At 43.5% G+C, this 11,772-nt stretch carries 10 protein-coding genes; 3 read left to right on the top strand and 7 right to left on the bottom strand.

The annotated features are described in order from the left end of the window. The coding region (locus tag IM507_RS03735) for a diflavin flavoprotein (protein WP_287636628.1) at positions 1-1,720 on the bottom strand (1,720 nt) is incomplete at its 3' end. Between the two features lie 365 nt (positions 1,721-2,085). Between IM507_RS03735 and IM507_RS03730 the strand changes: the two genes are divergently transcribed. Continuing rightward, complete coding sequence (locus IM507_RS03730; protein ID WP_002754794.1) at positions 2,086-2,379, top strand: hypothetical protein; 294 nt, start codon at positions 2,086-2,088, stop codon at positions 2,377-2,379. A 92-nt stretch (positions 2,380-2,471) separates the two neighbouring features. Here the strand turns inward: IM507_RS03730 and hypF are convergent, their stop codons facing one another. Genes hypF through IM507_RS03715 form a run of 3 tightly spaced genes read right to left on the bottom strand, consistent with a single transcriptional unit; the run spans position 2,472 to position 5,966 of the window. Next, positions 2,472-4,736, bottom strand: a complete 2,265-nt coding sequence (hypF, locus tag IM507_RS03725; protein WP_287636627.1) for a carbamoyltransferase HypF — start codon at positions 4,734-4,736, stop codon at positions 2,472-2,474. Between the two features lie 50 nt (positions 4,737-4,786). Next, positions 4,787-5,461 (bottom strand): hypothetical protein, encoded by a 675-nt coding sequence (locus IM507_RS03720; protein ID WP_002754791.1) that lies wholly within the window; start codon positions 5,459-5,461, stop codon positions 4,787-4,789. Positions 5,462-5,513: 52 nt separating this feature from the next. Continuing rightward, a complete protein-coding gene (locus IM507_RS03715) occupies positions 5,514-5,966 on the bottom strand; it encodes a rhoptry family protein (RefSeq protein WP_069474338.1) in 453 nt (150 codons plus the stop codon). A gap of 354 nt (positions 5,967-6,320) precedes the next feature. Here IM507_RS03715 and hisN point away from each other — a divergent pair, with 354 nt between their 5' ends. Next, positions 6,321-7,127, top strand: coding sequence for a histidinol-phosphatase (hisN, locus tag IM507_RS03710; RefSeq protein ID WP_287636626.1), 807 nt, complete (start codon positions 6,321-6,323; stop codon positions 7,125-7,127). 273 nt (positions 7,128-7,400) lie between these two features. Here hisN and rpe read toward each other — a convergent pair whose 3' ends face one another. Further along, on the bottom strand, positions 7,401-8,108 hold the full coding sequence (rpe, locus tag IM507_RS03705; protein ID WP_002736739.1) for a ribulose-phosphate 3-epimerase: 708 nt from the start codon (positions 8,106-8,108) through the stop codon (positions 7,401-7,403). A gap of 604 nt (positions 8,109-8,712) precedes the next feature. Here rpe and IM507_RS03700 point away from each other — a divergent pair. After that, positions 8,713-9,078, top strand: coding sequence for a DUF1815 family protein (locus IM507_RS03700; protein ID WP_002737496.1), 366 nt, complete (start codon positions 8,713-8,715; stop codon positions 9,076-9,078). Positions 9,079-9,122: 44 nt separating this feature from the next. Here the strand turns inward: IM507_RS03700 and IM507_RS03695 are convergent, their stop codons facing one another. Continuing rightward, positions 9,123-10,088, bottom strand: a complete 966-nt coding sequence (locus tag IM507_RS03695) for a glycosyltransferase family 2 protein (protein WP_002738077.1) — start codon at positions 10,086-10,088, stop codon at positions 9,123-9,125. Then, a complete protein-coding gene (locus IM507_RS03690; protein ID WP_123231297.1) occupies positions 10,085-11,743 on the bottom strand; it encodes an ArnT family glycosyltransferase in 1,659 nt (552 codons plus the stop codon). The genes IM507_RS03695 and IM507_RS03690 overlap by 4 nt, the downstream gene beginning before the upstream one ends. Between the last annotated feature and the right edge of the window lie 29 nt (positions 11,744-11,772).

The raw sequence follows: 11,772 nt of genomic DNA, 5'->3' as shown, positions 1-11,772 counted from the left end.
TGCCAGATTTGCGATGATGGATGGCGGTTAAACCCTGGTGTAAAACCCTGCCTTTTTCTGCGATCGCATAAAGCAGCCAATGATCACCGCACTCCATTCGTTGTTCCACCCGACATTCCAGATAAGCGAGCGCTTCGGCCAGAATCGGCCCACCGTTCTCAGCTTTAGTGGTTTCGATATTAGCGAAACGATCTTCTCCGGGGGAAAAAGGTTTAAGAAAATGCTTCATTAAAGCTAAATGTTGACCTTCTTGGAGGATATTAAGGACAAAAGGCGTACCGCTATAAAGCAGAGACTCGATCGCTCGTTCTTTCGCCACGGCAATAGTCAATCCGGGGGGGGTGAACGTCGCTTGCGACACCCAAGAGGCTAACATGGCGCCGCGCAATTCCCCCAATTCGCAGGTGACGATACAGAGAGAACCCACCAAACGGCCCAGAGCCTGCGATCGCCGATCGCTTTGGGATTGGTTAACATTAGTTTTCGGTTGTCTGCTTTTGCGAGCTTTTTTGACTGCTTGAGCGAAATCGGTTCCTGCTTCCTCACAGGTCTTTAAAATTGCCTCCGTGGGTTTAAATTTAACCCGAATTGGCTCAAAACCGAAGCGATAACCGCCATCCCGGAATTTACCTTCTAAAAGATCGACCGCTTCCCCACTCCAACCGTAGGAGCCAAAAACTCCCACCAGCTTGCTTTTATCGCCATTTGCTAGGGTAATCCCCAAGGCGGTTTGGATGGGAGTCGGTGCGTGTCCTCCCAAAGTGGGGGAACCAAAGATAAAACCGACACTTTTTTCGATCGCCGTTTTGATCTCGTCCGGTTCAGCGAACTCGGCATTAATCGCCGTGACTGCTACTCCCGCTTTCGTGATCCCCATGGCGATCGCTTGAGCGAGGGTGGTGGTGTTGCCGTAGGCACTGGCATAAATCAGGGCGATTGTCAACTCTTGATACTTTTGTACTGCCAACCATTGTTGATAGGAAAGGGTCAATTCGTGCATCGCGTAACGCACCAGAGGGCCGTGACCAACAGCATAAAATAAGGGCGATTTAGCGGCTAATTTCTCCAAAGCGTTGCTAATTTGGCTGGCATAGGGAGCCATGAGACAATCGAAATAATAACGCCGATCTTCGTTATAAACGCTCCAACCCTCATCAAAAATTTGGTCGCCACAAACGTGCGCTCCGAACAATTTATCGGTGTAGAGAATATCGGTTTTACTGTCGTAGGTACAGAGTTGATCGGGAAATCTGGGGTTAGGAGTGGGGATAAATTCTAATTGATGGTTTGCCCCTAAATTTAATATTTCTTCCCCCTTGACAACCAACAGATTTAATGCTTCGGTTTCGAGAATTTTTTTCAGGGAAATTGCCCCCGGATTGGAACAAACAAAAGTGACTTGAGGCGCGATTTCTAAAAGTGCCTTGAGGGTGACGGCACGATTGGGGTTAACGTGACCGAGGATAATATAATCAATAGTTTTCGAATCGATTCTTTTAGTTAAAGCCTCTAAAAATATAGCCGAGAATGATTCCCCCGGTGGATCAAAAAGAGCGACTTTTTCACCTTTAATCAGATAACTATTGGCGGTAGTTCCCTTTTGTAATCCATATTCGATCTCGAATTTTAACCGGTCCCAAGTGCGGGAACGAAAGACAAAAGTATCGACGGCAATAGGTGCTACTTGTACATCTCTCGGTTTGACAATTGCATTATTCATAATCTTAGTTACCAGTTATCAGTTAAGTAGTCAATTAGTTAAGCGGCAACTTGAGGCTGTGATCATTTTTTACTAGGCAAGTTTGGCATCAAAGTCAACACTTGATTTTTGACTAAATACAGCCTTTTATCGCTGGGGACGAGTGGGGAAATTTATAGGTTATCTTACCAGCCGGAAGGACATCAATATCTACAGTACACTATCTCTGGGAAGAAACCTAGCTTCTAGCAATTGGCTCGCGGGTAACGATACTCCTCTGGGGGGATTTGCCAGTCTATTGAGAAATTCTAAAGGGAACGTGATCCCCAGAAGCGAGGTGCTAGTCTGAGGGAAACCCTGCTATCTCCCTATCAGGCAAAGTTTTTATGAGCTATCAGCACTCGTCTTTTGACTGCACTAGCGCCAATTTTGAGAAAGCCGCTTTGAGTCATTTTCGCACTCTTGTGGCTTTTTTACCGGACAATTGCCGTATTTACCGGCAAACTTGGGAATTTTCTACGGTTCTCTGTCTCGATTTTCTAGCCTGTTTGCAGGGACTAGCAATCACTCGTCAAAATTTCGCCCATCTAGTTAATGTGACACAAGAACTGGGTTTAGGTCAAGCAATTATTTTGAAAGTAGGCAATAAAATCGTTGAGTGGCATCGTTTAACAGTCTAGAAAAAAATCGGCTCTCTGTGTTCTTTGTGTCTCTGTGGTTTATCTTTAACGCTGCTGACATAACCTAATAAAAAGGTAGATTGTCGGCTATTCTAGAACTGTTTAAGTTGAGAAAAAGCTCCGATAATTTGACCAAGGCTAATACCACCATCATTAGTGGGAACGGTTTGCTGCCAGTAGGGTTGAAATCCCGAAGCTTGTAAGCGATTAATTGTTCTTTCCGTCAGATAACGATTTTGAAAACAGCCTCCCGTCAGGAGAATTTTTTCTCTGCCTATTTTCTGAGCAATTTCTACAATAATCTCACTTAAACTATTATGAAATTTAGCGGCAATTATGCCGATTTGTACTTGTTTTTCTAAATCTTCAACAACTCCTAAAATTATCTGATTCCAATCAATAACTATGGGGGAGTCGGAGGATAAAGAAAAATGATAATACTCTTCCGTTTTAATGCCATCAAGGGCAAATTCTAACTGCATTGCTGCCTGTCCCTCAAAACTTAATTGATAACATAAACCTAGAATCGCCGCCACACCATCAAACAAACGCCCGACACTAGAAGTTAAAGGACAATTAATTTTTTTTGTTAACATTTGCCTAAAAATCGACCATTCCTGTTCACTAAAAGCTGATTTTATCCTATCAGTATTTTCCATAACTTCTAGTAATCCTAAAGCCACTCGTCTGGGTTCTTTAACCGCTTTTTCTCCTCCGGGTAATGGCCAGGGTTTAAAATGGGCGACTCGCTGCCAAGAATCGGCAGCAATATGGATAAATTCTCCCCCCCAAATTGTGCCGTCTAAACCGTATCCTGTTCCATCCCAAGCAACCCCTAAAACTGGAGGTTGTAGCTGATGTTCTGCCATGCAGGATAAAACGTGAGCGTAATGGTGTTGAATGGGAATAACGGGTAAATTTAAGCTATAAGCGTACTTGGTTGCTAGATATTCAGGATGAGCATCACAGGCAATAACTTCGGGTGCAAACTCGTATAATTTTTTTAAACTATCGAGGATATTTTCAAAATGATTAACAGCATTAACTGTATCTAAATCGCCGATATGTTGACTAATAAAAACTTGATTTTTTTGGTAGATAGCCACGGTATTTTTAAAATAACTTCCCACGGCCAGAATCGGGGGGAAATCTCCCTCATTAACTTTAACGGGAAAGGGAGCATATCCCCGCGCTCGCCGCAAAATCATCGCTTTTCCCGCCATTTCCCTGATAATAGAGTCATCCACTGGTCGAACTATGGGACGATTATGAACTAGAAATAAATCGGCGATAGTTCCTAATTTTTCTAAAGCTTCTTTTTCCTCAATACAGATAGGTTCATCGGCTAGATTACCACTGGTTGCTACAATAGGAAAGCCTAATTCTGCTAATAAAAGATGATGTAGGGGAGTATAGGGTAACATGACTCCTAGGTAGGGATTACCCGGAGAAACGGCAGCAGAAAGATAATTTTTTCGCTGTTTAATCAGGACAATTGCCGCAGCAGGAGACTGTAATAATTGCGATTCTAAAGAAGATACATAACCATGCTTTTTCACTAACTCAAGATTAGGATACATCACGGCAAAAGGTTTATCCAGTCGCTGTTTACGTTGTCGCAATTTTTGCACTGCTTCCGTATTTCTTGCATCGACAACTAGGTGAAATCCTCCTAATCCTTTGATCGCTATAATTTTTCCCTGTTGAATTGCTCTAGCAGTGGCTATTAAAGCCTGATCTTTTTCCGCTAATACAGAGCCTTGACTGTCTAAAAGACTAATTTGGGGTCCGCAACGACGACAGGCATTCGGTTGGGCATGAAAACGGCGATCCAGAGGGTTTTCGTATTCCCTTTGACATTCGGGACACTGATTAAAACTCCTCATAGTTGTGGCACTGCGATCATAGGGTAAACTCTCGATAATACTGTAGCGAGGACCGCAGTTAGTGCAGTTAGTAAAAGGATAGCGATAACGACGATTATTCGGGTCAAAAATATCGGCTAAACAATCGGGACAAGTGGCTAAATCGGGCAGAACAATTGTATTTTTTTCACCGCCGCTGCTAGGACGTATGCTAAAGTTTTGATAACCGACAGGATTTAACCATTGAGTCTCAATATTTTCAATTAGCGATCGAGGTGGTTTTTCTAAAGATAATCGATTCAAAAAAGTTTCTAGTTTGTCTCGATTGCCCTCAACTTCAATAAAAACTCCCGCTGCTGTATTATTCACCCAACCAGTTAGGTTTAATTCCGTTGCTAATCGATAAACAAAAGGACGAAAACCGACCCCTTGTACTGCTCCGCGCACAATTAAAGCTAATCGCTGATCCGATTGAATGCTCTGATTATTCATAAATAATTTAACGGGGAAATCATCAAATTCATCCCTGATTACTTTTCCCGTTATACTAAACTTTCACTAATCACCCGACAGCATTCTTCCACACTGGTCCTTTTTTCCATAGCTATCACTAAAGCTTGATAGGCAGTCTGTTGTTTTTCTAAAAGAGTTTTTGCCTGTAATAAACTCCAGCGCTCTTTTTGGGCATAATTATTCTCAGGAACCCCCGCTAATTTTAAGGCCGATTGCAGATAAAATCGATCGCTTTCTCCCCCCTCCGCTTTACCATAAACTAAGGTTTCGGCAGCAATTCCCGCCATCCACACCGTAGAAATTCGCTCTAAAAAAGCAGGAAAATCGGTAAAGTTCTTGACTTTTTGCTCTAAATCTGCTAGGTCAAATTGAACGCCGCCGACTCCCTCCTGGCCTTGACGAAAGGCTTCCCAAGCGGTCAAACTATAACTGGCGATCGGAATGCCTAAAATATAAGCGGTGAGAAAATGTCCGGCTTCGTGGTAGATAACTCTTTGACGGTGTTTACTGGGAGAAAGAGCATCCAGTAGTAAAGTCACGCCTCGGTTATTAAAGGTGAGAGTATCGACGGTAACTAATCCCAAGAGGCTAAAAGTAGCCAAAGCAGGGACAAAAGGCGAAATAGACAGCAAAGGAGTGACAAATACGGAAAGAGTGATCGAAAAAACGGTAATCGCGATCAGATTTAAAGCTGTCTGTTCCATAAAAATTAATAAAAATATACAAATGCTTAATACTATGTTACATGGCCTAGTTTTATTTTCCCCGAATCAACCAACCAATTACCCCACCCACAAAAGCAGTCACAATCGATATACCGATCTGTTTCCAGTTTTTTACCTCCCCAATTTTTTCGGCTAAATCGGGAATTTTTCCCACGGATGCCTCGATGAGTTTCACTCTTTCATTTAAACCGGTGATTTTTGCGTCTAAAGTCCTGATTTCTCCCTTAATTTCCGTCTGTCCTATCTCTAAGACCTGAATTTCTCTTTTGATCTCTCCGACACTATTCTCGATCGCTTTTTGTCCACTCTCCAAAGAGGTTAAACGAGTTTCGATCGCTTTTTGTCCATTCTCCAGAGAGGTTAAACGAGTTTCGATCGCTTTTTGTCCACTCTCCAGAGAGGTTAAACGAGTTTCGATTGCTTTTTGTCCATTGATAATCAGATTTTCTAACCTTTTTAGGTCATTTTCCGTAAAAGCCGTCATCAGCTAAACTCCTAATAGATTAATTTTTTCTCGTCTTGAGATTAAATCGATTGTTGACTAACTTAATTATGGAGTCAAAATCAAGCTGTTCCCCATTGATGGTTCTAGGTTCGACACAGCAATAGGGATTTAGGGTGATAGGGAAATTTCCGCTAAATCCCCCATCTCCCCACTTCCCTTTACCATAAATAAATATTATTGTTTTCCACTATGGATAACTTTTATTGATGAATATCGATCGCACTATCCAAGAGGCAATAGGGATTTAGGGTGATAGGGAAATTTCCGCTAAATCCCCACTTCCCTTTAACATAAATAAATATTATTGTTTTCCTGTATGGATAACTTTTCTTGATGAATATTGATCGCACTATCCAACTAGCTCATCAATTAGCGGACGCGTCTGGAGAGATTATCCGGCGCTATTTTCGGCAGCCTCATCTAGAAACCGAAACAAAACTCGATCAAGTTTCCTCAATAGTAACAATCGCCGATCAAGAAGCTGAGGAGGCGATGGTGGCGATTATTCGGCGAGAATTGCCTGAAGATGGGGTTATTAGGGAAGAAGGAGCCAATATTCCTTCCCAAAGTGGTCGTTATTGGGTATTGGATCCGATCGATGGCACATCCTCTTTTGTCAAAGGATTACCGATTTTTGGGACTTTAATCGGCCTAGTGGCAGAAAATCAACCGATTTTAGGAATTGTCGATCAACCGATTTTAGGCGATCGCTGGTTAGGAGTGAAGGGAAAAGCCAGTCTTTATAATAACCAGATGATTGTTAATCCCTATCGTCAGGATCGGGAACTTGTCTTAAAAAATGCCTGTTTAGCCTCCACCACTCCCTTAATGTTTATCACAGAACGACAACAAGCGATCGCTCGTCAGCTGCAAAGCGTCTGCAAACGTACCGCTTTTGGGGGTGATTGTTATAACTATATGATGTTAGCCACTGGCTGCACTGCCATGCCGATGGTAATCCTAGAATCAGACCTGAAATACTACGATTTTTGTGCTTTAATCCCGATTATTGAAGGTGCGGGCGGAATAATTAGCGATTGGTCTGGTAATCCCCTACAAGCTGATTCTAGCGAAGTTTTAGCCGTCTCTAATTCGGGTTTATGGCGGCAGGTTTTAGAACAAATCAGCAGAGTGGGTTAGTGCCAATACTAAGATAATTAAGGCTGGCTGAATAAATCTAAAAACCTTGTTGGGTAAGACTTTTAGACTTTTTGTCAATCAAAAAGTCCCAGTTATGGGAGTGATCGTGGGAAAATTACGGGACTTTTTCTCTGAAAATTAGGTAATTGACCAGATGGGAATCAGTAAAAACCTACACCCCACACCCCACACCCCACACCCCACACCCTGTCCCCACAAAAAACTTTTTCAGCAGACCCTAATTAATCAACAGCTAACCCACCCCTGCGACAATTAAACGGTGGCTAATTGAGGTTGGGGACGTTTGCTGTTACGGATACCTTCGATCGCCGCTGCGTAATCAGGGGCATTAAATACCGCCGAACCTGCTACGATCGCATTAGCACCCGCTTCGAGAACTTGCCAAGTATTAGCCGGTTTTAAGCCGCCATCCACTTCAATCCAGGGATCCAAGCCTTTTTCATCGCAGATTTGACGTAATTGACGGATTTTGGGGACAACTTCCGGGATAAAACTCTGGCCACCAAAACCGGGGTTAACGCTCATAATTAGGACTAAATCGCACAAATGCAGCACATATTCGATTAAATCTAAGGGAGTGGAGGGATTTAATACCACACCCGCTTGTTTACCGAGTTCGCGGATCTGACAAAGAGTACGATGAAGGTGGGGAGAAGCATTATGTTCAGCGTGAACAGAAATAATGTCAGCACCCGCTTTCGCAAAGTCAGCCACATATTTTTCTGGTTCCACGATCATTAAATGCACATCTAAAGGTTTTTTCGTATAGGGACGAATAGCGGAGACAATCAGGGGTCCAATGGTGATATTCGGGACAAAACGACCATCCATCACATCAACGTGAATCCAATCGGCTCCTGCCTTATCCACAGCCTCGATATCGGCTCCTAATTTACTAAAATCCGCCGATAGGATCGAGGGAGAGACAACGATCGACTTCGAGCTTCCGTTTTGGGTCATGGCTAACTATAGAATTTCGTGTTTATATTTTCGTAACAATATTATCAGCAATCAGTGATCAGTGATCAGTTATCAGTTATCAGTTATCAGTTATCAGTTATCAGTTATCAGTTATCAGTTATCAGTTCACTGAGAAAACACCCTACACCCTACACCCCACACCCCACACCCTACACCCCACACCCTACACCCCACACCCTACACCCCACACCCCACACCCTACACCCCACACCCCACACCCTACACCCCACACCCCGCACCCCACACCCCACACCCCTCCGCATCCGGCATAGAAGCATAGGTTTATGTAATTGTCAATATAGATTTACGAACTTTTTTGTCGAAACTGGATCATAAACTTTAAAAATAGGCATGATGGGAATAGTTGGGATCGAGGGGGTGGAAAGATGGATAAACTGGTGGTTCTGTAGTTATATATACTTAGCTATCTCAGAAATTTACGCTACCCTAGATTTAGGGTTCTTTACATTTTGTTACTTACCATCCGTAAGAAAACTTAGTTCATGTACCCTATTTTCTCAGAAAAGAATCTTAAAAAAGTGTTAAGGTTTTATACTTGAGGAGTGTTATCAGGAGGAAAATTGTGTTTAAACGACTTGCAGAACAGCATCGCCAACTGGTCAAAGACTTAGTCATGGATTTACAGGCTTTAGCGATCGCCTTAGAAAATCAAGGTTATCTAGCATCTTGCTACACCTGTGGCGGTCAAATGAATAGCGCATCTTTTATGGTGGGATTGGGTGAAACCCATCTAATTCGGTTTCTCGTGTCCGATTACGGCATCACCTGGACAGAAATGCGCGATGATCGAGAGTTAATGAAACTCGAAGGTGCGGAAGCCATCAGCCAACTACAGGAATTAGCCAATCTGATTAAATATCAAATTCCGCCGGCGGAATTTATTGACAAAAAACCCTCCTCCGTGCTGCAACGGTTAGAGACGGTTTAACTGGAGATGTGACCTAAACTTGTATGTTTAGGGAGCTTTTTTCCCTAAGCTTTCAGCCAACTGTTAGCTAGATAAGCCATTCGTTTCATCTCTTTTCGTCCCCGGGAGACGGAATCGAGGATCATGCCAGAGGTCAAACCTAAAAAGGCTAAAAGCATGATCGAGGCCGATAAAATAGCGGTGGGAAAACGTGGCACTAAGCCGGTTTCGAGGTATTCAAACAGGACGGGAATCGCTAAGAGGAGGGAAATAACCGCCAAAATCAGCGAGACAAGGCTAAAAAAGAGAAAAGGACGAATTTCTTTAAAAAGTAGAATAGCGGTTCCCAATACCCGCCAGCCATCTTGAAAGGTTTTTAACTTACTTTGGGAACCCTCGGGACGTTCCCCGTAGAGGGTTGGTTCTTCAGCGAAGGGAATTTTTAATTCTAAAGTGTGGATAGTTAACTCGGTTTCAATCTCGAAACCATTGGACAAAGCGGGAAAAGATTTGACGAAACGACGAGAAAAGATGCGATAACCGGAGAGCATATCGATTAAACGCGCTCCAAACAGAAATTTAACGAATCCTGTTAAAAATAGATTACCGGCGCGATGACCCCGGCGATAAGCCTGGGAGGATTTTACCGCTTCCCGACGCGCACCGACCACCATATCCAATTGTTCCCGCAGCATTCGTTCAATTAAGCGTCGTACTGCCGCAATTTCGTAGGTATCATCACCATCGATGAGAACATAGATATCCGCTTCGATATCGGCAAACATCCGCCGGACAACATTGCCTTTTCCCGGTTGGGTTTCCTGACGCACGATCGCCCCCGCTTTCAGGGCCTCGGTCACGGTATCATCGCTAGAGCGGTTGTTATAAACATAAATTGCCGCTTCTGGCAGAAAAGTTTGGAATTGGGAGACAACTTTAGCAATCGTTAGTTCTTCGTTGTGACAGGGAATAATCGCAGCGATACGGTAGTTTTGCAAGGAAATCGGCGGAATAGCGGTCATTTCGATCATAGCTGAGGACAACGTTTAATGATGGTTAGGGGGGTGTCTTGGCGTTGGACGGCGTGAACAATGGGACAATGGGGGAAAGCTTGGAAATAATCGTATCGGGATAAACCCATGTAATAATCGGGTTCGGGAGCTTTTCCCCAAGCAAAGTCATCTCGATAGATTATCGTAAAGTTTCGTTGGTGATTCTCTACCATTTCCGCCGCAAATATCGGACCGGCAACCACAATGGTAGAGTTAGCGGCGGCATTTTGATTAAGCCATTCCATCCCCTCCTTGAGACTTAATCCCCAGTAATCGGTTTCCTGTTGACCTTGGACCGCTTTTAAGCCTCCGTAGGCGCGATTATAGTAGGTGTATTCGTAGGGATGCAGGCTAATCATGTCATAGACAATGACGCTAAAGTTGAGGATTAGCAGGGTCGTTAGAAAGATTTTTATTGACTTTCGCTTGAGTTTATGATATGTCCAAATAATGGCCGTAGATGCGATCGCTGCTAGGGCGGGAATGACAAATAAAAAGTGACGGATGCCGTCGTAGAGGGTAGATTGACGCAGGATAGCAAAGGTGGGCAGTAAAAACGCTTGCAGTAGGGTGATTATGGCGCAAGCACGCTGGCTTGGCGTTAATTTGGTCATTTTTGTCAAAATCCCCATTACACCCAATAGGACGGCGATTTGCAGGAGGACGGGGGTGGTGAGGGAAAATAGCCGGGGTAGATAGTACCAAGGCAAGGAACGACCGGGGATATTTTGACCGTCAAAGAGAACCGTATTATCCCAGATGTTATACTTCGACATGAGGGTTATCGCTTCGATAAACCAAGTAATCGGGTTTCTCCAAGCAGCAGGATAGACTATATAGGTGGTTATTGCCCAAAAAAGTATAATAACTGCGTATAGGGGCAGAAAACGCCAGAGAGTTTTGAGGATTGTTTTTAAATTCCATCGGGCCACCAGATGGGCGAAGATGAGATAAAAGAGGATAAAAAAGCCACCGATGCGAATTCCGGTGATTAAACCAGCGAGAATCCCGTAGAGGCAAGAATAAACGGTTAAACGGTTAAATCCTAGTTTAATAGTCTGATTTTCGGACTGAAAATATTTATCTAGTAATACGGAACCAGCGAAGGTTCCGAGGGTGAACATGGCTGCAAAGGGGATATCTTTGGGATTAAAGAAGCTATGACCCCAAAAAGCGGGAAATAGGGCTAAAATTAGCGCACCTAACCAAGCAGATTCGATTCCTGCTAAGATAGCGACGATTCCCACCACCGATAGATAGGCAATCAGGGAAAAAAGAAAGGTGACGACGTGCTTAACCCGGGTTATTTGCCAGATCCTCGATAGCCATTTATCCTTATCAGTGGGATTGGGAGGAAGATTGGGGGTAGCGGGGAAAAATTTTTCTTTGCTCTCGTAGATGAGCTGGGAGATGTAGTTAAAATAAAAGCCGTAATGACGGGACATTTCTGATATGGGCTTGTTTTCTCGGATATATTCGAGATTATGATTGACCATATCCACTTCGATCGGTTCGTCCCAAGTGATACCATAGTTTCCGACTACCGATAAACCAATTATCGCCAGAACTAGGATGACCGATAGAATTTTTAGATAAGCTTGCTTGACCGAGATTAACCCTTTTCTGGACTTCATGGGCGATCGAGTCAGTATGGTGGGCAATT

It is taken from the genome of Microcystis sp. M20BS1 (genome assembly GCF_020245305.1).
In the GTDB taxonomy this organism is placed as follows: domain Bacteria; phylum Cyanobacteriota; class Cyanobacteriia; order Cyanobacteriales; family Microcystaceae; genus Microcystis; species Microcystis ichthyoblabe_A.
Note: the sequence above shows the minus strand (reverse complement) of the source record. Positions and strands in the feature narration are given on the sequence as shown.

Excerpts from the sequence above, each read along its gene's own strand:
- IM507_RS03715 (WP_069474338.1), bottom strand. The coding sequence starts at position 5,966 with ATGACGGCTTTTACGGAAAATGACCTAAAAAGGTTAGAAAATCTGATT.
- hypF (WP_287636627.1), bottom strand. The coding sequence starts at position 4,736 with ATGAATAATCAGAGCATTCAATCGGATCAGCGATTAGCTTTAATTGTG.
- IM507_RS03730 (WP_002754794.1), top strand. The coding sequence starts at position 2,086 with ATGAGCTATCAGCACTCGTCTTTTGACTGCACTAGCGCCAATTTTGAG.
- IM507_RS03720 (WP_002754791.1), bottom strand. The coding sequence starts at position 5,461 with ATGGAACAGACAGCTTTAAATCTGATCGCGATTACCGTTTTTTCGATC.
- hisN (WP_287636626.1), top strand. The coding sequence starts at position 6,321 with ATGAATATTGATCGCACTATCCAACTAGCTCATCAATTAGCGGACGCG.
- IM507_RS03695 (WP_002738077.1), bottom strand. The coding sequence starts at position 10,088 with ATGATCGAAATGACCGCTATTCCGCCGATTTCCTTGCAAAACTACCGT.
- IM507_RS03690 (WP_123231297.1), bottom strand. The coding sequence starts at position 11,743 with ATGAAGTCCAGAAAAGGGTTAATCTCGGTCAAGCAAGCTTATCTAAAA.
- rpe (WP_002736739.1), bottom strand. The coding sequence starts at position 8,108 with ATGACCCAAAACGGAAGCTCGAAGTCGATCGTTGTCTCTCCCTCGATC.